This window comes from Polaromonas sp. JS666 (genome assembly GCF_900103405.1).
In the GTDB taxonomy this organism is placed as follows: Bacteria; Pseudomonadota; Gammaproteobacteria; order Burkholderiales; family Burkholderiaceae_C; genus Polaromonas.
Map to the genome: position 1 here is coordinate 524,287 of NZ_FNHX01000002.1, position 23,108 is coordinate 547,394.

Genomic DNA, 23,108 nt, shown 5'->3' on the forward strand with positions numbered 1-23,108 from the left:
AACCCGCCGATGGCGGGTTTTTTTATGCCCACGGCATGTTCACACCAGGGCGATCAGGTCCGTCACGCCCACCGTGCCGCCCGCCTGCGTGACCAGCGTGCTGGCCTGGCCCCGGTGGTGTGTCTGGTGGTTGAAGAAGTGCGTGATCGCCATCCAGGCCGCATGTTCGCGCTGAACGCCTTTTGAATTGCTGTAGCGCATGGTGAGCTGCGGGTAATGGTCCGGCATGTCGGCGGCCCATTGCTCGATGGCCGCGTCCAGTTGCGCGCGTTTAGCCTTCAGTTCCACCCAGCCTTCAAACAGCACCATGTCCAGGGTATAGGCCTCGGGCATGTCCAGCACGTCCGGGCCCAGCGATGCGAAGGCAATCCCGTTGTCCGCCCCGCATTGCGCAAAGCGCCTGAGCCAGACCTGGTCGGCCAGCACCAGGTGGCCCAGCGTGCGGTGTATCGACCCGAAAAAAGCGCCGCGCTCCTGCTTGCGCGCCTCGTCCGTCAAGGCCTCACAGGCCTCATAGAGCCGCTCATTGATCCAGCGGTTGTAGCGGGACAGGAAGCGATAGTTGTCGCAGAACTCGCGGGTCATGGAAAGCGCTCCAGAAAAGGGGTTGCCGGTGCGTCATCACCAGGCTCATGGTATTTTGCGCTTCGGCGGGGGTAATTCACCCCATCAGCAGGGACCGCGGAACCGGCTTTGCCGGGCCGCAGGCGCCGCCCCCTGCAAGGGGGGGAGGAGGCCACACGAAGTGAGCCTCAACGGGGGTGAGCCAATTCCACCTGGACGGGGGTGGTCACAGCTTGCCGAATCCGCCACCGCCCGGCGTGTGAATTTCAAACACATCACCCGGCTGCATGTCGGCCTGGCCTATGTGGTCCAGCGCCTCGACCTGGCCCTGGGCGCGCACCACGAGGTTGCGCCCGACCTGGCCCGGCTCACCGCCGGCCATGCCAAACGCACCGTGCTTGCGGCCGTTGGACAGAATGCTGGCCGTCATGGCCTCCAGGAAGCGCACGCGGCGCACGCCGCCGTTGCCGCCCCGCCAGCGGCCCGCGCCGCCGGAGTTCTCGCGGATCTCATAACTCTCCAGCCGCACCGGAAAGCGGAACTCCAGCACCTCGGGGTCGGTCAACCGCGAGTTGGTCATATGCGTCTGGACCACGCTGGTGCCGTCGAAACCCGACACCAGCTTGCCCGCCTCGTCGAGCTTGCCGCCCGCGCCCGAGCCGCCCGAAATGGTTTCGTAGTACTGGTGGCGCGCGTTGCCGAAAGTAAAGTTGTTCATGGTGCACTGGCCGGCCGCCATCACACCCAGCGCGCCGTAAAGCGCATTGGTAATGCAGGTGGAGGTTTCCACATTGCCCGCCACCACCGAGGCCGGCGGGTTCGGGTTGAGCATGGAGCCCGCCGGGATGATGACCTTGAGCGGCTTGAGGCAGCCCGCGTTCAGCGGGATGTCGTCGTCCACCAGGGTGCGGAACACATACAGCACCGCCGCCATGCACACCGCCGTCGGCGCGTTGAAATTATTGGTCTGCTGCGGCGAGGTACCGGTGAAGTCAATCTCGGCACTGCGGCCCTTGGCGTCGACGCGGATCGCCACCTTGATCTGCGCGCCGTTGTCCAGCGGCAGCGTGAATTCACCGTCCTTCAGGCGCGTGATCACGCGGCGCACCGACTCCTCGGCGTTGTCCTGCACATGGCGCATATAGGCCAGCACCACCTCCAGGCTGAAGCTGTCGACCATCTTGCGCAGCTCCTGCACGCCTTTTTCATTGGCGGCAATCTGCGCCTTGAGGTCGGCCATGTTTTGCTGCGGGTTGCGGCTCGGGTATTTGCCGCTTTTGAGCAGCGCGATCATCTCGGCCTCGCGCAGCACGCCGCGCTCCACCAGCTTGACGTTGTTGATCTGCACGCCCTCCTCCTCGATCAGCGTCGAGAACGGCGGCATGGAGCCGGGCGTGGTCCCACCTATGTCGGCATGGTGGCCGCGCGAACCCACGTAAAACGTCGGCTGCGCGGCACTGCCCAGATAGACCGGCGTGATCACCGTGATGTCGGGCAAATGTGTGCCGCCGTGGTAGGGGTCGTTCAGCACATAGACGTCGCCCGGCTGCATGCTGCCGGCGTTCTCACGAATCACCGTCTTGATGCTTTCGCCCATGGAGCCCAGGTGCACCGGCATGTGCGGCGCGTTGGCGATCAAATTGCCTTCGGTGTCGAACAGCGCGCAGCTGAAGTCCAGGCGCTCCTTGATATTGACCGAGTAGGCGGTGTTCTGCAGCTGCAGGCCCATCTGCTCGGCGATGTTCATGAAGAGGTTGTTGAACACCTCCAGCAGCACCGGATCCACCGTGGTGCCGGCCGCGAAGGTCACGGCGCGCTCGGCACGGCGGTCCAGCACCAGGTGGTCCAGCGCCGTGAGCGCCGCTTCCCAGCCGGGTTCGACCACCGTGGTCGCGTTCTTCTCGGCAATGATGGCCGGGCCCGAAATGATGTCGCCCGGCCGCAAATCCTCGCGCACCACCAGGGCCGCGTCGTGCCACTGGCCGCCCGAATACATGCGCACGGTTTCGCGGCGCGGCACTTCGCGCGGTTCGTGCGTGGCGTGGCGCGGCTCGGCCGGCGCGTCCCCAGCCACCACGGCTTCCACCGACACCGCCTCCACCACCAGGCCCTTGCCCTGCATCAAAAAGGCGAAACGCTGGCGGTAGGCGGCCTCAAAACCTGCCTCGACCTGGTCCAGCGTGCCGAAAGGAACAACCAGCGCGGAATCGCTGCCCTCATAACGCACATGCACACGCCTGTGCGTGGTGATGCCCCCCATGCTGACCTGCTGGCGCTGCAGCTCGGCTTCGGCCTGGGCGGCGAGTTCCTCAAGCTTGCCGGCGATCTCAGGCAGCGCGGCCTCGGAAAGCTTGAGCTCCACCGCCTGCTCGCGGATCACGTTCTGGTCGGCCAGGCCCATGCCGTAAGCGCTCAGCACGCCGGCTAGCGGGTGCACAAACACCTTGGTCATGCCCAGCGCATCGGCCACCAGGCAGGCATGCTGGCCGCCCGCGCCGCCAAAGCACTGCAGGGTGTAGCGCGTCACGTCGTAGCCGCGCGCCACCGAGATCTTCTTGATGGCGTTGGCCATCTGCTGCACCGCGATGTTGATAAAGCCTTCGGCCACCACCTCGGCGCTGCGGCCGGTCTGGCCTGCCAGCTCGTTGAATTGCGCCTGGACCGCCTCATAGCTCAGCGGCTCGTCGGCATTCGGGCCGAACACCTTGGGGAAGTAGCGCGGCTGGACCTTGCCGACCATCACATTGGCATCCGTCACCGCCAGGCGCCCGCCGCGCCGGTAGCTGGCCGGGCCGGGGTTGGCCCCCGCGCTCTGCGGGCCCACGCGAAAGCGCTCGCCGTCGAACTTGAGGATGGAGCCGCCGCCGGCCGCCACCGTGTGTATGCTCATCATGGGCGCGCGCATGCGCACGCCAGCCACCTGGGTCTCGAACTCGCGCTCGAACTCCCCCGCGTAATGCGAGACGTCGGTCGAGGTGCCACCCATGTCAAAGCCTATGACCTTGGCATGGCCGGCAATCGCCGCCGTGCGCGCCATGCCCACAATACCGCCGGCCGGTCCGCTCAGGATGGCGTCCTTGCCCTGGAACACATGGGCATCGGTCAGGCCGCCCGAGGACTGCATGAAAAACAGGCGTACGCCTGGCATCTCGCTGGCGACCTGCTCCACATAGCGGCGCAATATGGGCGAGAGGTAGGCATCGACCACGGTGGTGTCGCCGCGGCTCACGAACTTCATCATGGGACTGGTTTCATGCGAGGTGCTGATCTGCGTGAAACCCACCTCGGCCGCGATGCGCTTGGCGGCTTTTTCGTGCTCGGTGAAGCGGTAGCCGTGCATGAACACGATGGCCAGGCTGCGCAAGCCCTTCTGGTAGTGGGCCAGCAGTTCTTTTTTCAGCAGCGCCTCGTCCAGCGCCTGCAGCACCTCGCCCTGCGCGCCCACGCGCTCCTGGGCCTCGACCACAGCGCTGTACAGCAACTCGGGCAGCACGATGTGGCGGTCGAACAGGCGCGGGCGATTCTGGTAGGCAATGCGCAGCGCGTCGCGAAAGCCGCGCGTGGTGACCAGCAGCGTGGGCTCGCCCTTGCGCTCCAGCAGCGCATTGGTGGCCACTGTCGTGCCCATCTTCACGCAGTCGACCACGTCGGCGCGAATCGGTTCGCCGGCCTTCAGGCCCAGCAGGTGGCGTATGCCGGCCACGGCCGCATCGCGGTACTGCTCCGGGTTTTCCGACAGCAGCTTGTGCGTGACCAGCGAGCCGTCGGGCTTTTTAGCCACGATGTCGGTGAAGGTGCCGCCGCGGTCTATCCAGAATTGCCAACGGTCGCCGCCCGGTTTGGATGTGGTGTCTTGCATGGTTTTTGATTTCAGAGTTAACGTGTTTTGCTGATCTTCAGGATCTGTTTGCCGCCAGGCCCGGCCTGGAACCGCGGGCCGCTGCCGTCCGGCCGGAACCGGCCATCCGCTCCCTGCCAATGTACCCAAGTACCGGCGCCAGCTGCTGAATGTCCGGCGCACCTGGCAGGGCAACCGCCGCCGGGCACCAGGGATAGGGTAGGCCGGCCGCCCAATCCATGACCTTGTCCATCTGCGAAGCCGGCAATGTCTGCATGGTCTCTATGGTGATCGAAAGGCTTTCCGCCAGGTATGAAGGCGGTGAAAAGCACCAATCGTAGCGGCCGCATCCGACACGCACGGCACGGCTGTCTTTTTCGGTCATGACGACCAGCCAATCGCAGACAAACACCTCGGCATCGCCCTCAGGCGGCGAGGACAGGCAAAAAGTGTAGACATTCTCGTAAGACTGGCCGAACCGGCGCACCAGCACCTCGGCGATGGCATCTCGCCCCTGGCATACCGGCGGAAATGAAATCGCCGCGGTATGAACAACCATCTCCAGCAGGGCATCGTCCGTGAATGCCTGCGCCAACAGATGGGGGCGGTTGCCGTCCTTGGCGTGAAGGTAGGCTGTGACGGCTGCGGAAGGTGTTTTCATACGATGTGGCGTCCTGTTTTCGCCCGCCTCATTGCGGCATGTAGTAAGGCACAAAAATGTCGTTCGCCTCATTGCCAACCGAGCGTATCCACTCGCGCGAGAACTTCTCGCCCATGCGTTTGATCTCCTGGTCCAGCTCGGGCGAAATCCGCTCTATCTTCACGCCGTTGGCACGCAGTTCCTCGGTGGCGCTGGCGGCCAGTGCCTGGCTGGCCTGCCAGCCGCGCACTTCCGCCTCGGCGGCCGCCTTGAGCACGGCGGCGCGCGCCTCGGGTTTCAGTGCATCAAAGGCCTTGTTGCTCACAAACACCGCGTTTTTCGGGAACCAGGCATTGATCTCGTAGTAGTACTTGATCGGGCCCCACACCTTGTTCTCCACGCCAGTCAGCGCCGACGTGATCATGTTGTCCATGCGGCCTTCGGCCAATGCCTTGCCCACATCGACCATGGCCACATCCACCGGCTTCGCGCCCAGCATTTCGGCGATGCGCAGGGTGGTCTGGTTGTAGGTGCGCATCTGGGTGCCGCGAAAATCCGTAGGCCCCCGCACCGGCTTGTTCGAATGCAGGCCTTGCGGCGGCCAGGGCACGGCATAAAGAAGCTTCAGGCCGCGCTCGGAAAAATGTTTTTCAAGGCCCGGCCGCTGCAGCTTCCACAAGCGTTGCGCGTCCTTGTACGAGGTGACGACAAAAGGAATGGAGTCCGCGCCGGCCAGCGGCATTTCCTTGACCATGCTGGTCATGATGGTCTCGCCGGCTTCAGCCTTTCCCTGCTGCACGGCCGTGCTGATGTCGGCCAGCTTGGCCAGCGTGTTGTTGGGATACACCTGTATCAGCAGCCCCCCGCGCGTGGCCGTGTCCACATCGCGGCCGAACTGCAGGATGTTTTGCGTGTGGAAGGACTCCACCCGGTAGCCGGTGGCCAGCTTCCAGCTTGTCTGGGCGTGCGCTGCCCCCGCCGCGACCAGCGCGGCTATCAGAATTGCTTTCATGAGGAACTCCTTGGGAGTTGAGGATCAGCCCGGCACAGGGTGCATGGAACTCACCCTTTCAGGTCGGTCACAAACATCTTGCCTGGCGCATGGGTGATGCACATCGACAAACGGCTTTTCTGGGCTACCCATTGCGGCGTGACGCCGCAACCCCAGAAGACCGGGACTTCATCGTCCTTGATGTCGACCGCATCGCCGTAGTCCGGGCGCGACAGGTCGGTAATGCCTATCGCCTCCGGATTGCCGATGTGAACGGGCGCACCGTGCGCCACGTCAAACCGGCCAGAAATCTCCACCACTTTCGCAACGTCGCGGCTCTTGATGGGCCGCATGGTAACCACCATTTCGCCGCTGAACACGCCGGCAGGCTGGCACTGGAGACTGGTACGGAACATTGAGACATTGCGGCCCTGCTCAACATGCCTCAGGGGAATGCCGGCCTGCGTGACCGCAGCCTCGAAGGAAAAGCTGCAGCCGATCAGGAAGGCCACATAGTCGTCCTTCCAGATCGAACGGATCTCGCCGCGCTCCTCGACAAACTCGCCGTCGCGGTAAACACGGTAGCCCGGAATGTCGGTCGTGATGTCTGCCCCCGGCGCGCACAAAGGCTCGGTGGCGCCCGGCTGGAGCACCTCCACCAGCGGGCAGGGCTTGGGGTTGCGCTGGCAAAACAGCAGGAAATCAAAGGCCTGCGCTTGCGGCACGATCATCAGGTTGGCCTGGATATGGCCGTTGGCGTGCCCCGCGGTGGGCAGGGAAAACTCGCCACAGCGGCTGGCCATGCGAAGGTCTGCGGGGCGATCAAAAATCTTGTTCATGGTGGTGGGAAAACGGATGGGTAAAAATGATGGCTTGGGTGTGCGCTCAAAGGCCCAGGTAGGCTTTTTTGATCCGGTCGTCATTGAGCAGCTCATGCCCCTTGCCCTGCATCACGATGCGGCCGGTCTGGATCACATAACCATAGTGCGCGATGTTCAGGGCTTTTTGCAGGTTCTGCTCGACCAGCAAGATCGACACACCGGTGGCATTGACCTGCTGGATCACCTCCAGCACCTTGGTCACGAACTTGGGGGCAATGCCCCAGGAGGGCTCGTCCAGCATCAGCAGCTTGGGCCGGGCCATCAGCCCGCGGGCAATGGCCAGCATCTGCTGCTCACCGCCGCTCATGGTGCCGGCCAGCTGCGTGGCGCGTTCCTTGAGGATGGGAAACAGCTGCAGCATTTCTTCAATGCCCCGGGCCACCTCATGCCTGTCCATGCGCGTGAAGGCGCCAAGCTCCAGGTTGCGAAGCACCGTGAGCCGGGGGAACAGGCGCCGGCCTTCCGGCACCAGCGACAGGCCCAGCGGGACACGCTTGTGCGCCGGCATGCGGTGAACCGGCTCGCCGTTGAACGTGATGCTGCCGGCCGCGGCGGGATTGAGGCCGGCCACGGCACGCAAGGTGGTGGACTTGCCGTTGCCGTTGCCGCCCACCAGCGCCACGATCTTTCCGGGTTCGACCTGCAGGCTGACGTCGGAGACGGCCAGCACCTCGTCGTAGCAAACCTTGAGGTTTTTGATTTCGAGCATCTTCAGTCCCCCAGGTAGGCGGTGATCACGGCGGCATCGTTGGACACCTGCTGCGGCGTGCCTTCGGCGATCTTCACGCCGCGGTCCAGCACGACGATCTTGTCGGCGATGGGCATGATGCCTTCGAGCACATGCTCGACGATCAGGCAGGCGATGCCCTTGTCCCGTATCTTCAGGACCACGTCGACGGCTTCACGGACTTCCGACGGGTTGAGGCCCGCCATCACTTCGTCCATCAGCAGGATGCGCGGCTGCGTGGCCAGCGCGCGCGCCACGGCCAGGCGCCGCTGCTCGCTGATGGTCATGCTGGCGGCGGGCCTGTCGGCAAAGCGTTCAAGCCCGGCAAACACCAGCCAGTCCATGGCCGTCTTGCGCGCCTTGGCGACGTTGTGCTGCAGCAGCATGGCCGCCGTCATCACGTTCTCGCAGGCCGTCATGCTGGTAAAAGTGCGCGCGATCTGGAAAGTCCGCGCCACACCGGCACGGGCGCATGCTTCGGGCGGCAGGCCGGCGATGTCGCGGCCGCCCAGCAGGATGCTGCCCGAGGTGGGGGCGAAATAGCCCGCGACGCAATTGAACATGGTGGTCTTGCCGGCGCCGTTGGGGCCTATCAGGCCCACCACCTGCCCGGTGTCCACACCGAAGGAAACATCCTGGTTGGCGACCAGCCCGCCGAAGCGTTTGCTGACCTGTTTGACTTCCAGCAACTTCATACGGCCTCCTTGCCGGCGTTCTGCACGGCGGCGGCGGGCAGCGCCATTTGCCGCGATGCGTGGCCGCGTGCTAGCCGGCGCTCCCGGAAGCTGCGCAGCCAGCCGAGCAGGCCCGTGGGGTAAAAAACCGCGATCACGATGATGAGGCTCGCATAAATAATGACGTCGGTGCCGCGGCCCGTGCCGCCGAAGGCGATGCGGGTCAGCTCCTCGATGCTGGTCAGCACCACGGCGCCCACGACCGGCCCGAACAAGGTCCCCACGCCGCCGAGGATGGACACCAGCGCCATCTTGATGGACAGCGCCGTCGACAGCACCGAGTTCGGGTCGATATAAAGCTCTTTTTGCGCATACAGGCTGCCGCCTACCGCGGTCAGGAAGGCGCTGACCGACAGCGCGACCTGCTTGTAGCGCGCGATGTTCACGCCTATGCTGCGGGCCGCATCGGGCTCGTCCTTGATGGCCCTGAAGTAATAGCCCAGGTAGCTGCGCTCTATCCACCAGTTCACGCCCAGCGTGATGAGCAGCAGGCCCAGCGCCAGCCAGTAGTAAGGCAGCTTGGTGGCAAAGTTCAGCCACAGCCAGCCCTGGCGGTCCATGGGCACATAAAGGCCCACCGCAGCGCCGCCGTAGTCCCACTCGGTGAAGAAGATCTGCACCAGCTCGGCCACCGCGATGGTGGCCATGGCGAAGTAGTGGCCCTTGAGCCGGAAGCACGACCAGCCAAAGCCCAGGCTCAGCAAGGCCGCGAGCAGGCCGCCGGCCAGCACGCCTATCCAGGGATTGACGCCGAACTTGACCAGCAGCAGCGTCGAGGCATAGGCGCCCAGGCCGTAGAAAGCCGCGTGGCCTAGCGACACCTGGCCGGCATAACCGCCCACGATGTTCCAGGCCACGCCGACCTGGGCCGCCATGAGGATCAGGATGGCCATGTTGAGGTGCGAGGCGTCCGTGAAGGCGGGGACGGCCAGGGCAAACGCCAAGGCGGCGACAGCAAAAATAATCTGTTTCATGGTGCTCATGGTGTTCACGCCTTGCCCATCAGGCCCTGGGGCCGGAACATCAACACGCCCAGGAACAGCACCAGCACGATGGCGGTCTTGTACTGCGGCCCGAGCAGCAGGCCGCCCATGACCTCGATCACCCCGACCAGGATGCCGGCCCAGAAGGCGCCCGAGACGCTGCCGAAGCCGCCCAGGTTGACCACCACAAAGGCCAGCAGAATGAAGCTCGCGCCTACGTCCGGAAAGATCGGGAAAAAGGTCGACAGCAGCACCCCGGCCGCCCCGGCGCAGGCCGCGCCTATGCCCCAGGCCAGCGAGAACATCTTGTGCGAATCAATGCCCATGAGGCGCGCGGCTTCCTTGTCGGAGGCGGTGGCTTCCAGGGCTGCGCCCAGCCGGGTCTTGTTCAGGAAGAAATAAATCAGGCCGGTCACCACAATGGCTCCCACACCGGCCACCAGTTGCGGCTTACCCAGCTGTATGCCCAGCAGCTTGACGGTGCCGCTGACCGCGGAGTTCTCGATGGAGCGGAAGTCCGGCTTCCAGAGGAACTGGGCCACGCCGCGCAGCAGGATCATGATGCCGAAGGTCGTGAAGATCTGCGACAGCATGGGCGCATTGATGATGCGCACGATCACCAGCTTGTACAGCAGCACACCGAAGCCGAACAGCATGAGGACCGTCAGCGGCAAGGTGATCATGGGGTCCAGCGCATACAGGGCGAACAGCCAGAAGGCCGAGTACATGCCGAGCATGAGGAACTCGCCGTGCGCGAAATTCACGATGTCCATGACGCCGAAAATCATGGTCAGGCCGATAGCCACCAGCGCGTAAATCAGCCCAATCAGCACGCCGGAGGCCAGCGTCTGAAGCAATATTTCCGTGGTCATGGTTGTCTCTTAGGCAGGTGAGTCAATGTCAGCGGCTTATTTGCGCTGGTCCCACTTGGGCATGGGCCAGGTCACCTCACGCGAGGCCATGTCGAAAGGCCAGACCGTGTTGTACTTGCCGCCCACGATCTGCACCAGGATGCCCTGGCCCAGCGTGTTCTGGCCGGTGGCGTCGAATTTCACGCCTTTCCACGGCATGATGAGCTTGTTGCCGGGCATATCGGTCGCGGCCAACGCCTTGCGAATGGCCTCGGGCTCGGTGGAGCCCGCACGGTTGATGGCGTCGGCCATCACCATCAGGCCGGTGAAGGTGCGCGAAGAATTGCCGGTGAAGTTGATCTTGTAGCGGCTGTTGAAGAGGTCGTTGACCTGCTTGATCAGCGGGTTGCGGTTGGCCAGGTCCAGCGCCCAGACTTCACGCGTGATGATGTAGTCGGCGTCCTTGCCCAGGGTCTTGATGAAGTCGGTGTCGGTAAAACCCGCGTTGTTCGCCAGGATCATGTCCGGCGAGAAACCCAGTTCCTTGTAGGTCTTGATCGACAGGATGGCGTCGGCCGTATAGGACGACTGCAGCACCAGGTTGGGATTGGCCGCCTTGAGCGTCTGCACTTCGGAGGTCAGCTGCGTGGTCTTGGCCGGGTACATCACCTGCTTGACCAGGTTCTGCTTGAACTCGGGCGCGAGTTTGGTCTGCAGCTTGGTGGTTTCCGTGCCCCACAGGCCGTTCTCATTGAGGCTGGCCACCACACCCGCCTTGATGCCTTTTTTGGCTTCGAGCTCCTTGAGGAAATCAAAGGCGTTGTGCACAAACAGGTCGTCGTGCGGCGTGGTGCGGAAGAACCACTTGAAATTGCGCTGCGTGAGCGAGGCCGACGAGGATTCCGGGTTCAGGAAAGGGATGCCGGCGCGTTCGGCGATCTGGCTGGCCGTGGCGGTGACGGCGCTGTTGTAAGCGCCGACCAGTGCCACCACTTTTTCCTGCGTGATCAGTCGTTCGGCCTCGGTCGCGCCGGTTTGCGGGTTGGCCTGGTGGTCGGCGAAGACCAGCTTGATCTTCGCGCCCTTGAGGTTGGGCAGGCCCTTGCCGGCGGACAGCGGCAGCTCGGAGACGCCCGGTGCGCCGTTGTTGATGATGTCGGCGGCGAGCTCCAGCGCGCTGCGCAGTTCGGCGCCCACCGAGGCGGCGGGACCGGTCAGCGGATACAGCACGCCTATCCGGACCTCTTGCTGCGCATGCGCGCACAGGCTGAAACCGGCACCGGCCAGTACCGCGGCCACTCGGGCCCACCATGACTTCTTCATTTCGCACTCCTCGTAAAAACATGACAGTTGGATGACATGGGGCGAAGTGTGCGATTAGCAAATGACGAAATCAAACAAGAAATATTTTGCTTTCGTCATCGATTTTTTCGATGACTAGGATTTACCCTGATGCACCTTTTTTGGCGGTTTTCAGCGCTTTGGCGGCCGGATTGCGGGCCGTTTTGGTGCCGCCCCCGCCTTCCCCGGCGAACTCCACTGCCGACCGGACCACCGTTTCCACAATGGAAGAGGTCGGGTCCGTGCGGTAGCTGGCATGAATGGGCAAGGCCTTGAGTTTCTTGTCGCAGGTCAGCAATTTAAGGCTGGCAAAGCCCGTCAGCCGCTGCACCGCCGCGCGCGGCAGCAAGGCCACACCGAAGCCGCCCTGCACCAGCTGGACCATGGCCGAGATCGATGAAATCGCGTGCACCTTTTTGGGTTCCATCCGGTTCTGCTTGAAGAGGTCCAGCAAGGTGACATGCGGCTGCGAGCCCTTCTGGAAGGTCAGCAATTCCATCTCGGCCAGCTCGTCGAGCCGGTAATTTCTTTTTTTATGCAGTGCCGGATTGCCCACAAAGGCCATGTCCATGGGCGGAAAGGCCTGGTTGCGCACGCCGTCGGCCGAGGCCGGCAGCGCCGCGAACACCAGGTCCAGCGTGCCGCGCTGCACCTGGTCCATCAGGATGGGCGTGGTTTCCACCGTGAGTTCCAGCTCGAGCCCCGGATGGTCCACCCGCAGTTTTTCGAGCCAGGGAATCAGCCAGGAATGCAGCACCGACTCGATCGCGCCTATGCGCATGGAAACCGCCATGGGCGCGCCCGAGCCCATCTCCTGCTTGACCTCGCGCTGCAGCTCCAGCAGCTTTTGCGCGTAGACAAAAAAGCGCGCGCCGGCCACCGTGAGCTTGAATTGCTTGTCGCGCCTATCCAGCAGCAGGATGCCGAGCTCCTCTTCCAGGGTGGCAATGCGGCTGGACATGGCCGACTGCGTGAGGTAGAGCTTGTCGGCGGCGCGCGAGACGCTTTTGAGCGAGGCCACCCAATAAAAGGCTTCAACAAAACGCAGGTTCATGGCGGGGCCCCAGGGTCGCTTAAACAGGTGGACGCAGTATTTCGGGGTATGCCCGATGAACTGGCGCGGGATTTGCGTCTATCCTATTACTACTTATCAATTCCTTGTCCTGGAGCCTCTCATGAATTTCAAGATCACCGTGGCGGCCGCCGCCCTCGCGTTGGGCGCCAATGCCTTTGCCCAGACCAAGTGGGACCTTCCCGCAGCCTACCCGGCCAGCAACTTCCACACGGAGAACCTGACGCAATTCGCGGCCGACGTCGACAAGGCCAGCGGCGGCAAGCTCAAGATCACGGTGCATGCCAATGCCTCGCTGTTCAAGGCCAACGAGATCAAGCGCGCGGTGCAAGGCGGCCAGGCCCAGATCGGCGAAGTGCTGCTGGTCAACTTCGAGAACGAAAACCCGATTTACGGCGCCGACGGCATTCCCTTCCTGGCGACCTCCTACGCCGACTCCAAAAAACTCTACGAAGCGCAAAAACCCGTGCTCGACAGGCTGCTGGGCACGCAGGGCATGAAGCTTCTCTACACCGTGGCCTGGCCGCCGCAAGGCATTTACAGCAAGAAGGAACTGGCCTCGGTGGCCGACCTGCGCGGCATCAAATGGCGCGCCTACAGCCCCGCCACCGCCAAGATCGCCGAGCTGATTGGCGCGCAGCCCGTCACCATCCAGGCGGCCGAACTCTCGCAGGCCCTGGCCACGGGCGTGGTGGAAAGTTATATGAGTTCGGGCTCCACCGGCTACGACTCCAAGACCTATGAAAGCCTCAAGTACTGGTATGACACCCAGGCCTGGCTGCCCAAGAACGCCATCATCGTGAACAAAAAGGCCTTTGACGCGCTGGACCCGGCCACGCAAGCCGCCTTGACCAAGGCCGCCGCCGACGCCGAAGCCCGCGGCTGGAAGCTCAGCGAAGAAAAGAACGAGTGGTACAAAAAGGCGCTGACCGAAAAAGGCATGAAGATCGTCACGCCGCCGGCCAAGCTGGTGTCCGACATGAAACAGGTCGGCACCATCATGCAGGCCGACTGGGTGAAAAAAGCCGGCCCTGACGGCGAAGCCATCATCGCCAACTTCAACAAGCTCAAGGCCGCGAAGAAGTAAGGCAGCCGTGCGCAAATTCCTGGACAAACTCTACCTGGCGGGCGGCGCCCTTGGCGCCGTTTTTGTTGCCCTGATCGCTGTGCTGATGATCGGGCAGAGCATTCTGCGCGAGTTCCGCGTCAACACCGGCGCCGTCAACGACGTGGTGGCCTGGTTTTGCGCGGCCGCCGCCTTTTTTGCCATGGCCCATGCCTTCAAGCACGGCGACTTTGTGCGGGTGACGCTGCTGCTGGAAAAAGTCAATGCCCCCACCCGCCGCGTGCTGGAGCTGGCCTCGCTGTTCATCGGCAGCGTTGCGGTGGCCTACCTGGCCTGGTCGGCCTGCCTGTTCACCTACGAAAGCTGGGAGTTCAACGACATCTCGCAAGGCCTGCTGCCCATGCCCATGTGGATTCCGCAGCTGAGTTTTGCGCTGGGCTCCATCCTGCTGCTGGTCGCCGTGGTCGATGAGTTCATCATCGTGGTGCGCGGCGGTGTTCCGACCTTTGTGCGCGAAGTCGAGGAGCGCCACGCACGCGGCGATTTCTCGTCCGAAGTTTGACCTTCAGCCCACGCGAATCACTCCCGTTTATTTTCCAGACTACAAAGACAACAACATGGATATCTTGATGGTGGGCGGCATTTTGCTGCTGCTCATGATGCTGCTGCTCTCGGGCGGCGTGTGGATTGCGATGACCCTGGCGATTTGCGGCTGGGTCGGGCAGGCCTTTTTTGCGACGACACAACCGGGCAAAAACCTCTTCAGCGCTTTCTGGGAAAGCAATGCGAGCTGGGAGCTCGCGGCCCTGCCCCTCTTTATCTGGATGGGCGAGATCCTTTTTCGCACCAAGCTCAGCGAAGAGATGTTCGAGGGCCTGAGCCCCTGGCTGAACCGCATTCCGGGCCGGCTGATGCACACCACCATCCTGGGTTGCGGAATTTTCGGTTCGGTGTCGGGTTCGTCAGCGGCGACCTGCGCCACCATCTCCCAGGTGGCCTTGCCTGAGCTGGTCAAACGCGGCTACAGCGAAAAAATCGCGCTGGGCTCTCTCGCCACCGCCGGCACGCTGGGCATCCTGATTCCGCCGTCCATCACCATGGTGGTCTATGCCGTCGCTGCGGACGCCTCCATCATCCGCATCTTCCTGGCCGGTTTTTTACCCGGTTTCCTGCTGATGGCGCTTTTCTCGGGCTACATCATCTGGTGGGCCCTGCGCAACCCCAAGCTGCAGCCCGCGCCCGACCAGCCCACGACCTTCATGCAGAAGCTGCACAAATCGCGCAACCTGATTCCCTGCGGCGTGCTGATCGTCTTCATCTGCTGGGTGCTGATCGCCGGTTATGCCACTGCGACGGAGTGCGCGGCCTACGGCGTGGCCGGTTCACTGGGCCTGGCGGTGTGGAGCCGCTCGCTGACCTGGCAGAACTTCAAGGACGGGCTGATGGGCACAACGCGCACCAGCTGCATGATCATGTTCATCCTGGCCGGCGCGTCCTTCCTGACCAAGACCATGGCCTTCACCGGCATCCCGCGCGAGCTGGCCGAGTGGGTGGACCACATGCACCTCTCGCCCTATGCGCTGATTTTTGTGCTGACCATCGTCTACCTGATCCTGGGCACGGCGCTGGACGGCATATCCATGATCGTGCTGACCAGCGCCGTGGTACTGCCCATGATCCAGAAGGCCGGCTTCGACCTGATCTGGTTCGGCATTTTTATCATCCTGCTGGTCGAGATCGCCGAGGTCACGCCGCCTGTGGGCTTTAACCTCTTTGTGCTGCAGAACATGACCGGCAAGGACAGCAACACGATTGCCCGCGCCGCGATCCCCTTCTTCGCCTGCCTGGTGGTGTGCATTGTGCTGATCACGGTGTTCCCGCAGATCGTGACCAGCCTGCCCGACCTGGTGATGGGCAAAGAAAAGTAGGCCGCCTCAGAGCCGCTGCGTAGCGCTCAGCACCAGGGGCGCAGCAATCTTTCATCATCGGTCAGCGCCCAGGTCTTCAGGCCTGTGGCCGCTTCGACAGCCTGCCGGTAAGGTGGCAGGTTGGTGCATTCCAGCACCACCGCTTGCAGCGAAGGTTCGCGCCGCCTGAGCGCCAGCGCCGCATCCACCACCTCGCGGCTGGCCTTGTCCATGTCCAGGGTGTCGCGGTTGCCCAGTATGGCCGTTGCGAATTCCCCCGCCGGGTCCACGCCCTGCACCACCACGTCGGCCAGCCGTCCGGCCGGCACGCCCGCCGCCAGCAAATGCTCGGGTCCCAGCGCGGCCGCGCTGATGGTCAGCACGCCAACCCTCGCCTGGTGCGCCAGCAGCCCCGGCAATTGCAGCAGGCTGGAAGTCACCACAGGCACCCGCGCGGCGGCCTGCAGCTCGTCCTGCAGCAGCACCAGGAAGCCGCAGCTCGTGGTGACGGCGCGCGCACCCTCGGCTTCCAGCGCCTGCACGGCCCGCACAAAGGCCGGTGCCACGCCCGCGGCGCGCAAGCCGGCCGCCGTCTGCACGATCGTGCCGGGCCAGGCGCCGCGCACCACATGCCGGCGCACCGGCACACCAAACGCATCGGGATGGCCCACGTCGCCGGGCGGCCTGGGGAAACGGGTGTCGAGCATCACGACTCCCAGAAAGCCTGTCTCGCCGGATGGAGATGCAGCGGTTAAAGTCATGGCTGCATTGTCCCGCCAAAGCGTCCCCTTTACCTCCGACACACGCCATGCTCACTGTCCTTGCCATTTCCATAGGCGCCTCGCTGGGCGCGCTGGCCCGCTGGGGCCTGAGCCTGTGGCTTACACCCGGCGGCATCATCCCCTGGGGAACGCTGGCGGCCAACCTGATAGGCGGCTACCTGATAGGCATCTGCATCGCGGTGTTCCAGGCCATGCCGCAGCTGGACCCGGTCTGGCGCCTGGCGCTGGTGACCGGCTTCCTGGGCGGGCTGACCACCTTTTCCTCGTTTTCGGCCGAGGTGGTGATCTTCCTGATGGACGCGCGCTACGGCCTGGCGGCGCTCACGGCCACGGTGCATGTGCTGGGTTCGCTGCTGATGACGGTGGCGGGGCTGAAGTCCGCCATGCTGCTGATCGCCGCCAACGCGCGCTGATGCCGCCCCGGGGCGCTTGCCGCGGCGGCGCGCCCAGGCAAAAACCCCCTCTGCGCAAACCGGCGAAATTCGCCACAATGGGCCATGGCATCCATGACCCCTTTTCATCCCGCCCAGGCCGCGGGCGGCCAGGACAGGCTGGCGCGCATAGGCCGCGCGCGCCAGGCCGTCCTGTACGGCGAAGCCCGGCCCGTCGACGCGGCGCCGGCCCTGGAAGGCTGGATAGAGCGCTCCTGGCGGCGCTGCTTGGCCAGCGGCCAGCGCCCCGAACAAGCCCCCTCCTTCGACACCGTGCCGGCCGCCGAAATGCGGCGCCACCAGGAAGCCAACCAGCAGTTGGTACAGGCCGCCAAACCCACGCTTGAGCGGCTGGGCCGCGCGATCGCCGACACCCGCTACTTCGCCATCCTGACCAACCAGGCCGGCGTGGTGGTCGACGTCAACGGCCGCATAGACCGCGGCGACAGCCGCGCCGATGTGATCACGCGCATAGGCACCGACCTGTCGGAAGCCCGGGTCGGCACCACCGCCATAGGCGCGGCGCTGGGCGAGTTGCAGCCGGTCTGGCTGCACCGGGGCGAGCATTTTTTCGACGCGACCTCGGTCTACAGCTGCGCCGGCGCGCCGCTGTTCGGCCCCGACGGGCACTGCGCCGGCATGCTGGACCTGACGGGCATAGAAGCGGCCGAGCGGCCCGAGCTCAAGCACCTGGTCACCCAGTGCGCGCGCAGCATTGAAAACGCGCTCACGCTGGGCCGGCCCCATGCCTTGCTGGTCCGGCTCAACTGGCCGGGCCGGGTGCTGGGCGACGACAGCGACGGCCTGCTCTGCGTGGACGCCGATGGCTGCGTCACCGGCGCCAACCCGGCGGCCCGGCAAATGCTCTCGCGCCTGGGCGCCGCGGCCGGCGGCATGCCGCACTGCAGCGAGCTGTTCGCCATGCCTTTTGAAATGCTGTTTGACTCGGCGCAGCGCCGCGGCAACGCGCAGGGCGGCGTGCTGGAAGCTCCGCTGTGGTCGGGCCTGCGCCTGCACGCGATGCCGCTGCCGGCCGGCCGCGATGCCCCGCCCGCCGCGCTGCAGCTGCCGCCTTCGGCCGACGCGGGCCGGCCGCTCAAGGAACTTGAGACCGCGCTGATCCGCAAGGCCGTCAGCGACGCGCGCGGCAATGTGCTGCAGGCCGCCAGGGCGCTGGGCGTGAGCCGCGCCACCGTGTACCGGCGGCTGGGCCCGGGCAAGCGCGGGCCCTAGTCTTAGTGCTTATGCTCCGCTGCGGCGCCGGCCGCACCGGGCGCCGCCGTGCCCACCGGCAGTTTCAGCTCCAGCTTGCTTTCCACGCCCTTGGCGTCCTTGAACAGCAGGGTCAGGGGAACCGTGCTGTCCTTGGCCAGCGGCGCCTTGAGGTCCATCAGCATCAGGTGGTAACCGCCGGGCTTGAGCTCCACTTTTTTGCCGGCGGGCAGTTCCAGTGACGGCAGCGCGCGCATTTTCATGACGTCGCCTTCCATCTTCATTTCATGCACTTCGGCCACGCCGGCCACCGGTGAAGACACGCCCACCAGCCGGGTCGCCTCACTGGCCGTGAGGCTCATAAAAGCACCCGTGCCCTTTTGGCCCTGCACGGTCGCGCGCGCCCAGGCGCCATCGACTTTCACGGCGGCGGTCTGCGCCAGGGCGGCCGCGCTGCCCAGCGCCAGCGAAAAAAGCAGTGCGGCTTTGGGGAGTATTGCGGATGTCATGTTCATGTGAAGGTTCTCCTTGAACGGTGAATGGGATTTAAAGACGGAAAACAGCCGGGCATTCAATGGTTGTGCTCACCGCCGCCTGCGGGCATCAGCTCCAGCGCGGCAGCGGGGTTTTTCAGGTCGGAGAGTGCCTGGCCCGGCTTGGGTACTTCACTCCAGTCCACCTTGCCTTCCTCACACACCTGCATCACGGGCCAGTACAGCATGCCGGCCTTGGCCGGCAGCTTGGCCTGCAGCACGAACTCGTCATACCAGTCGTTCTGCAAATAATCGGCCGGGGTTTTAGCCGTCCAGCTGATGCGGGACACGTCTTCGGTGATGGCTTTACCGTGGTCCTGGCGCGGCTGGGCCAGTTTCTCGCGCGTGACTTCCAAGGCCCAGCCGGCCTTGGGCATGGGTTTGGCGCCTTGTACGCCCGCTGGAATCGTGACCACGATCTGCTTGACGGGCGAGTTGCCGCAGCCGTGGCCGACCTTGAAGCTCCCCTTGTAATAGCTGCCCGCATTGGCCACCTGGTATTCCAGCGTGACATGCGCGGCGGCGGGCAGGGAGGCGGCCAAAAGCAGCATGCTGGCGGCGACGGTTTTAAGGGCGATATGTTTCATGGTTCATCCTCGGTCTTGGTAATAGGGTGGCTCGGTAAAAAAGAAAGCGCGGATCACAGGCTGAAGTTCAGTTCGGCCATAAAAGTACGCTGCGGATAGGGATGGAAATTCCAGTATTGGTAGTTGTTGAGGTTGTCGATGCCGACCGCCGCGCTCCACTGTTTGTTCACCTGGTAGCGCAGGCGCACATCGGTGGTGAAGTACTTGCTGGTGCCCTGGTAGGCAAAGCCGTTCACATCGGCGTTGTCCAGGCTGGAATACTGCCTGCCGCTGTAGCGGGCGGCAAAGCTGCCCGACAGTTGCGGCGTAAAGCGGTAGCTGGCAACGGCCGTGGCACGCCACACCGGCACGCGAGGCTGGTATTTGCCTAGCGTGTCGCCTGCCACCGCGACAAAACCGCTGTTCTCCTTGATGTGGGAATCAGCGTAGGTGATGCTGCCGCTCAGGTCCAGCCCTTTTTTGAGCACGTCGTTGCCGTTGAAGGCCAGCTCCACGCCCTGGGTCTTGATGCGCCCGACGTTCTGCACCCGGCTGATGTTGGCATTGGCGACGGGGTCAAACGTGGTTTGCGAATACAGCGCATCGCGGGTGTTCTCGGTAAAAAAGGTCAGGCGCAGCAAGGCATTGCCCAGGTCTTTTTCGGCCGTCAGCTCGGTGGTCCAGGATTTCTCGGGTTTGAGGTTGGCGTCGTTGATGTACTGGGAATTGACCGTCGCCGTCGCGCCATACAGCTCCCCGACCGTCGGAAAACGGACCGCGCGGCCCACCGACGCCTTGAGCACCGTATCCGTCGACCATTGGTAGGACAGCGCGCCCTTGGGCGATACCGCGCTGTCGCTGCGCGAGGCATAGTTGGTGTTAGCCGGGTTGCCGGCCCCGAAGCTGGTGAAGCCGCCGGAGGCTGTCCAGTTTTCCAGGCGCGCGCCCAGCACGGTTTTCCACCTGGGCGCAAAGGCCCAGGCGTCTTGCGCATACAGGCTGCGCAAGCGGGTCTTGCCGCCCACGTCGCTGACCACGGCGCCCGGCCCGCTGGTGAGCCAGTTGGCCTCCGCGGACTTGAGGATGCGCAGCTGGTAGCTGTCCTGCTGGAAGCCGAAATCCACGATGTGCGTGCCCCGAATGCCTTCGGGCCGCCAGATGCCCTTGAAGGCCAGCGTGTTCCAGCCGGTGCCGTCCTGGTCCTGCAGCGTGCCGGCGCCGCCGTTCAGGGCGCCCGGCTGCGCGGTGGTGGCCGCACGAACCTGGTCCTTCTGGTAGTCGTACAGGCTGGCCGCGACCTCCCAGTCCCAGCTGCCCTGCGTGTTCGACTTGACCGACAAGCCGTGCATCACATGCGTCAAGGCTTCATTGCTCATCCCGAAATCGCTGGCCGCCAGCGTGTAGCCGCGCCCGTTGATGCTGACGTTGCCGCTGTAGACCGGCGTGCCCGCCGCATCACGCAAATAGCTCTGCGAGCGGTTTTCGGCCGTGTTCTTCCAGTAGCCCAGCGTGTAACTGGCGCGCACCGTGGACGAAAAATCGTAGGCGAGCTTGAACTTGAGGTGGTCCTGCCGCGTCTCGTACTGCGTGGCGCCGCCCAGCAGCAGCCAGGGGACATTGCGCGTGTTCAGGCCGGGCACTGCGCCGCTCACCACGGTGGCGCCGGCCGCGGGGGCCGTGGCGCTCAGCGTGCGCGTGGCGAAGGTGAGGGGCTGGCCCGCGCTTTCGGTGCGGTTGGCATTGATGAACCAGGACCAGTCGCCGTTGCGGTTGCCCAGCGAGGTGCTGGCCTGGCTACCGCTGAAACTGCTGTCGCTGCCGTAGAGCTTGAAGTTTTGCGTGAAGCCGCTGAGCTTGGCATGCGCCTCGAACTGCGTGGGCATGCGCGTGACGTAATCCACCACCGCGCCCACCGAGTTGCCCGGGTAAGCGGCGGAGAAGGGGCCGTAGAGCACGTCGACCCGCTCAATTTCCTCCGGCGTCACCAGGCCCCAGCGCGGCGCGTAATTGGTGCCGTTGGCGATCCCGTTGCCCAGGTAGTTGGACAGCAAAATGCCGTCCGCATACACCGCCGAACGCGCGCTGTTGCCCGTGCCCGAGGCGCGGCTCGACAGGATGGCGTGGTTGTAGTCGCCGATATAGCGCTTGCGCACCAGCAGGCTGGGAAAGTACTTGAGCGCGTCTTCGCTGTCGGCGGCGTTGATGGTCTGCGCGATCTGCTCGCGCGTGATGCCTTCAATCGTCGTCGGAATCTGCGTGGGCAGCGAGGTCGGCTGGCCGCTGGTGACCGTGACCACGCCCAGGGATCTGGCCGGCGCGTCGGCTTGCGGCGCCTGCGCGAACGCCGCCAGGGGAATGGCTGCCAAGGGAAAAGCCAGCGCCGTGGTGCCGCGCCAGGCAAGCACGCACGGTGTGCGGGAAAGCTTCATGAAAACTCACACTCTGAAATGAACGGACGCGCAGGCCGCCAGGCCCGCACGCGGGAATGCCTCAGGCGAGGCGGTTCAAATCAAGCGGAGGGAGGCCCGCGGCTAAAAGGCAGCCCGGGGACGGCGGCGCCGGCGTTTGCCGGGACATCCGCCACGGCAACAGCGGTGCCGGTAAAACAAGGGGAAGCGGCGACTGGCAAAGGCGGCAACACCAGGCCTGGTGAAGCGCACAGGTCGCAGCGCAGGCCGGTGGCCCCCGCATCGCCGTCGACGGCATCACCGCCGGCGTTGGAAGAAACCGTGTTAACACTGCAAATGCCGCCCAGCTTGCCGGTTTGCACGTCCTGGGCCAGCATGGACACCGGCGCCCACAGCGCCGACAGCACGGCCAGGAAAGCCAGCCAGGCGGCAAGGCGTTCCCACACAGGGAGTGTCAGACGGGGGGCGGGATGGTGAGGCACGGGGTAATTATATGCAGCCCCCACACTCCCCACTTCGTGTGGGTCGCTGCCCCCCGAGGGGGCCGCCCGCCCTCCGGCCCGGCAAAGCCGGTTCCGGGGCTCATGCTGGCTTGAAGAATTCAGGGCGTAACCAGTGGGATGGTATTTCACCAGTGGGGGCCGAGGGTCCGGCTTCGCCGGCCCCAGGCGCCGCCCCCTTGAGGGGGGAACAGGCTACACGAAGTGAGCCTGGACAGGGGTGGGTCAAGGAGCACCGAAGCCAAATCGGCGGAACACCTCCTGCGCTTCGGGTGTCAGCAGGTAGGAGGCAAATTGCGCAGCGGCCGCATCTGCGCTTCGCGCGGTCAGCCCGTAAGCGGCACTCACCTGCAGCTCCCGCGGCATCTGCACCACATTCATGCGCGGCACTTCCTTGCGAACCGCCACCGCATTGGTGCAATAGGTCAGGAAGAGGTCGGCGCGGCCTTCGGTGATCAGCCATTCGTAGGTGCTGCGGCCGGCCGGCGGCTGGGGTGCCTCGGGTGAGCCGGTGAGCTTGAGTGCCTTGGTGTCCAGTGCCGCATAGGCGCCGGGTTTCAGCGCCTCGGCCTTGCGGAACACCTCCCAGGCGTAGTCGCCCGAGGGATCCGCCTTGGGCGTGGAAGTGCCCAGCTTGACGGCCGGATCCATCATCAGGTCCAGCAGCTTTGCGGGCTCGGCATTGAGCTGCGGCACAGCCAAGGCGCACAGCTGGTTGCGCACAAACAGCGTGGGTGGCGCCCATGCGCTTGCCGCCATGGCATGCAGGCGCTGGGGATGCTGCGTATCGGCCGAGGCAAACACTTGCGCCGCTTCACCCTTTTCAATGCGTTCGCGCAGCAGGCCGGATGCGCCAAAGGTCAGCTGGGTTTTAAGGCCCGTGCGGGACTCATAAACGCGGGCAACTTCGGTAAGCGCTTCACGCAGGCTGCCCGCGGCGTAAACGCGCAGCGGCTCGGCATTGGTGGGCATAGCCGGGGACGGCTGGGCATGCGCCATGGGCAAGCTCCCTGAAAAAACACCGGCCAGGAACACGGCCCGCAACATGTGCAATACCCTGCGCACGGGTGTGGCGGCCATG

The 23,108-nt window shown here is 64.4% G+C and carries 22 protein-coding genes; 5 read left to right on the forward strand and 17 right to left on the reverse strand.

The window, feature by feature from the left end:
• Nucleotides 1–39: 39 nt before the first annotated feature.
• The 11 genes from BLQ85_RS06875 to BLQ85_RS06925 form a co-directional block, all read right to left on the reverse strand.
• On the reverse strand, nt 40–585 hold the full coding sequence (locus tag BLQ85_RS06875; RefSeq protein ID WP_074575571.1) for a DinB family protein: 546 nt from the start codon (nt 583–585) through the stop codon (nt 40–42).
• Between the two features lie 205 nt (nt 586–790).
• Entirely contained in the window at nt 791–4,423 is a 3,633-nt protein-coding gene (locus BLQ85_RS06880; protein ID WP_074575572.1) for a hydantoinase B/oxoprolinase family protein, read from the reverse strand.
• Nucleotides 4,424–4,460: 37 nt separating this feature from the next.
• Nucleotides 4,461–5,063, reverse strand: a complete 603-nt coding sequence (locus BLQ85_RS06885) for a nuclear transport factor 2 family protein (RefSeq protein ID WP_074575573.1) — start codon at nt 5,061–5,063, stop codon at nt 4,461–4,463.
• 28 nt (nt 5,064–5,091) lie between these two features.
• The gene (locus BLQ85_RS06890; protein WP_074575574.1) at nt 5,092–6,054 is read right to left on the reverse strand and encodes a TRAP transporter substrate-binding protein; all 963 of its coding nucleotides are present in this window, start codon (nt 6,052–6,054) and stop codon (nt 5,092–5,094) included.
• Nucleotides 6,055–6,104: 50 nt separating this feature from the next.
• Nucleotides 6,105–6,872 (reverse strand): putative hydro-lyase, encoded by a 768-nt coding sequence (locus BLQ85_RS06895; RefSeq protein WP_074575575.1) that lies wholly within the window; start codon nt 6,870–6,872, stop codon nt 6,105–6,107.
• A 46-nt stretch (nt 6,873–6,918) separates the two neighbouring features.
• On the reverse strand, nt 6,919–7,623 hold the full coding sequence (locus tag BLQ85_RS06900; RefSeq protein WP_074575576.1) for an ABC transporter ATP-binding protein: 705 nt from the start codon (nt 7,621–7,623) through the stop codon (nt 6,919–6,921).
• Between the two features lie 2 nt (nt 7,624–7,625).
• The gene (locus BLQ85_RS06905) at nt 7,626–8,336 is read right to left on the reverse strand and encodes an ABC transporter ATP-binding protein (RefSeq protein WP_074575577.1); all 711 of its coding nucleotides are present in this window, start codon (nt 8,334–8,336) and stop codon (nt 7,626–7,628) included.
• A complete protein-coding gene (locus BLQ85_RS06910; protein WP_254779731.1) occupies nt 8,333–9,358 on the reverse strand; it encodes a branched-chain amino acid ABC transporter permease in 1,026 nt (341 codons plus the stop codon). The genes BLQ85_RS06905 and BLQ85_RS06910 overlap by 4 nt, the downstream gene beginning before the upstream one ends.
• A 5-nt stretch (nt 9,359–9,363) precedes the next feature.
• Entirely contained in the window at nt 9,364–10,230 is an 867-nt protein-coding gene (locus BLQ85_RS06915; RefSeq protein WP_074575578.1) for a branched-chain amino acid ABC transporter permease, read from the reverse strand.
• 36 nt (nt 10,231–10,266) lie between these two features.
• Nucleotides 10,267–11,532 carry an ABC transporter substrate-binding protein gene (locus BLQ85_RS06920; RefSeq protein ID WP_074575579.1) on the reverse strand — a complete coding sequence of 422 codons (1,266 nt, stop codon included), beginning with the start codon at nt 11,530–11,532 and terminating at the stop codon, nt 10,267–10,269.
• Between the two features lie 121 nt (nt 11,533–11,653).
• Entirely contained in the window at nt 11,654–12,604 is a 951-nt protein-coding gene (locus tag BLQ85_RS06925) for a LysR family transcriptional regulator (RefSeq protein WP_074575580.1), read from the reverse strand.
• 121 nt (nt 12,605–12,725) lie between these two features.
• Between BLQ85_RS06925 and BLQ85_RS06930 the strand changes: the two genes are divergently transcribed.
• Genes BLQ85_RS06930 through BLQ85_RS06940 form a run of 3 tightly spaced genes read left to right on the forward strand, consistent with a single transcriptional unit; the run spans nt 12,726 to nt 15,616 of the window.
• Nucleotides 12,726–13,709, forward strand: coding sequence for a TRAP transporter substrate-binding protein (locus BLQ85_RS06930; RefSeq protein WP_074575581.1), 984 nt, complete (start codon nt 12,726–12,728; stop codon nt 13,707–13,709).
• 7 nt (nt 13,710–13,716) lie between these two features.
• Complete coding sequence (locus BLQ85_RS06935) at nt 13,717–14,250, forward strand: TRAP transporter small permease (RefSeq protein WP_074575582.1); 534 nt, start codon at nt 13,717–13,719, stop codon at nt 14,248–14,250.
• A gap of 55 nt (nt 14,251–14,305) precedes the next feature.
• The gene (locus BLQ85_RS06940; protein ID WP_175456050.1) at nt 14,306–15,616 is read left to right on the forward strand and encodes a TRAP transporter large permease; all 1,311 of its coding nucleotides are present in this window, start codon (nt 14,306–14,308) and stop codon (nt 15,614–15,616) included.
• A 26-nt stretch (nt 15,617–15,642) separates the two neighbouring features.
• Here the strand turns inward: BLQ85_RS06940 and BLQ85_RS06945 are convergent, their stop codons facing one another.
• Entirely contained in the window at nt 15,643–16,356 is a 714-nt protein-coding gene (locus BLQ85_RS06945) for an aspartate/glutamate racemase family protein (RefSeq protein ID WP_074575583.1), read from the reverse strand.
• Nucleotides 16,357–16,403: 47 nt separating this feature from the next.
• Between BLQ85_RS06945 and crcB the strand changes: the two genes are divergently transcribed.
• Nucleotides 16,404–16,790, forward strand: coding sequence for a fluoride efflux transporter CrcB (crcB, locus tag BLQ85_RS06950; RefSeq protein WP_074575584.1), 387 nt, complete (start codon nt 16,404–16,406; stop codon nt 16,788–16,790).
• 84 nt (nt 16,791–16,874) lie between these two features.
• Nucleotides 16,875–18,041 carry a helix-turn-helix domain-containing protein gene (locus BLQ85_RS06955; RefSeq protein ID WP_074575585.1) on the forward strand — a complete coding sequence of 389 codons (1,167 nt, stop codon included), beginning with the start codon at nt 16,875–16,877 and terminating at the stop codon, nt 18,039–18,041.
• A gap of 2 nt (nt 18,042–18,043) precedes the next feature.
• Here the strand turns inward: BLQ85_RS06955 and BLQ85_RS06960 are convergent, their stop codons facing one another.
• From BLQ85_RS06960 to BLQ85_RS06980, 5 genes are all read right to left on the reverse strand, one after another.
• Nucleotides 18,044–18,535 (reverse strand): copper chaperone PCu(A)C, encoded by a 492-nt coding sequence (locus BLQ85_RS06960; RefSeq protein ID WP_074575586.1) that lies wholly within the window; start codon nt 18,533–18,535, stop codon nt 18,044–18,046.
• A 56-nt stretch (nt 18,536–18,591) separates the two neighbouring features.
• A complete protein-coding gene (locus tag BLQ85_RS06965) occupies nt 18,592–19,140 on the reverse strand; it encodes a YcnI family copper-binding membrane protein (RefSeq protein ID WP_083336765.1) in 549 nt (182 codons plus the stop codon).
• A gap of 53 nt (nt 19,141–19,193) precedes the next feature.
• Complete coding sequence (locus BLQ85_RS06970; protein ID WP_074575587.1) at nt 19,194–21,548, reverse strand: TonB-dependent receptor; 2,355 nt, start codon at nt 21,546–21,548, stop codon at nt 19,194–19,196.
• 80 nt (nt 21,549–21,628) lie between these two features.
• On the reverse strand, nt 21,629–21,973 hold the full coding sequence (locus BLQ85_RS06975) for a DUF2946 family protein (RefSeq protein WP_074575588.1): 345 nt from the start codon (nt 21,971–21,973) through the stop codon (nt 21,629–21,631).
• 279 nt (nt 21,974–22,252) lie between these two features.
• Nucleotides 22,253–23,107: a molybdate ABC transporter substrate-binding protein gene (locus BLQ85_RS06980; protein ID WP_254779734.1), complete on the reverse strand. Its 855-nt coding sequence runs from the start codon at nt 23,105–23,107 to the stop codon at nt 22,253–22,255.
• Nucleotide 23,108: the final 1 nt, after the last annotated feature.

Bases quoted from the DNA above. Each gene is read 5' to 3' on its own strand.
- BLQ85_RS06960 (WP_074575586.1), bottom strand. From the start codon at position 18,535: ATGAACATGACATCCGCAATACTCCCCAAAGCCGCACTGCTTTTTTCG.
- BLQ85_RS06945 (WP_074575583.1), bottom strand. From the start codon at position 16,356: ATGACTTTAACCGCTGCATCTCCATCCGGCGAGACAGGCTTTCTGGGA.
- BLQ85_RS06895 (WP_074575575.1), bottom strand. From the start codon at position 6,872: ATGAACAAGATTTTTGATCGCCCCGCAGACCTTCGCATGGCCAGCCGC.
- BLQ85_RS06965 (WP_083336765.1), bottom strand. From the start codon at position 19,140: ATGAAACATATCGCCCTTAAAACCGTCGCCGCCAGCATGCTGCTTTTG.
- BLQ85_RS06970 (WP_074575587.1), bottom strand. From the start codon at position 21,548: ATGAAGCTTTCCCGCACACCGTGCGTGCTTGCCTGGCGCGGCACCACG.
- BLQ85_RS06875 (WP_074575571.1), bottom strand. From the start codon at position 585: ATGACCCGCGAGTTCTGCGACAACTATCGCTTCCTGTCCCGCTACAAC.
- BLQ85_RS06925 (WP_074575580.1), bottom strand. From the start codon at position 12,604: ATGAACCTGCGTTTTGTTGAAGCCTTTTATTGGGTGGCCTCGCTCAAA.
- BLQ85_RS06880 (WP_074575572.1), bottom strand. From the start codon at position 4,423: ATGCAAGACACCACATCCAAACCGGGCGGCGACCGTTGGCAATTCTGG.
- BLQ85_RS06900 (WP_074575576.1), bottom strand. From the start codon at position 7,623: ATGCTCGAAATCAAAAACCTCAAGGTTTGCTACGACGAGGTGCTGGCC.
- BLQ85_RS06915 (WP_074575578.1), bottom strand. From the start codon at position 10,230: ATGACCACGGAAATATTGCTTCAGACGCTGGCCTCCGGCGTGCTGATT.
- BLQ85_RS06930 (WP_074575581.1), top strand. From the start codon at position 12,726: ATGAATTTCAAGATCACCGTGGCGGCCGCCGCCCTCGCGTTGGGCGCC.
- crcB (WP_074575584.1), top strand. From the start codon at position 16,404: ATGCTCACTGTCCTTGCCATTTCCATAGGCGCCTCGCTGGGCGCGCTG.
- BLQ85_RS06890 (WP_074575574.1), bottom strand. From the start codon at position 6,054: ATGAAAGCAATTCTGATAGCCGCGCTGGTCGCGGCGGGGGCAGCGCAC.
- BLQ85_RS06940 (WP_175456050.1), top strand. From the start codon at position 14,306: ATGGATATCTTGATGGTGGGCGGCATTTTGCTGCTGCTCATGATGCTG.
- BLQ85_RS06955 (WP_074575585.1), top strand. From the start codon at position 16,875: ATGGCATCCATGACCCCTTTTCATCCCGCCCAGGCCGCGGGCGGCCAG.
- BLQ85_RS06885 (WP_074575573.1), bottom strand. From the start codon at position 5,063: ATGAAAACACCTTCCGCAGCCGTCACAGCCTACCTTCACGCCAAGGAC.
- BLQ85_RS06905 (WP_074575577.1), bottom strand. From the start codon at position 8,336: ATGAAGTTGCTGGAAGTCAAACAGGTCAGCAAACGCTTCGGCGGGCTG.
- BLQ85_RS06920 (WP_074575579.1), bottom strand. From the start codon at position 11,532: ATGAAGAAGTCATGGTGGGCCCGAGTGGCCGCGGTACTGGCCGGTGCC.
- BLQ85_RS06980 (WP_254779734.1), bottom strand. From the start codon at position 23,107: ATGGCCGCCACACCCGTGCGCAGGGTATTGCACATGTTGCGGGCCGTG.
- BLQ85_RS06910 (WP_254779731.1), bottom strand. From the start codon at position 9,358: ATGAGCACCATGAAACAGATTATTTTTGCTGTCGCCGCCTTGGCGTTT.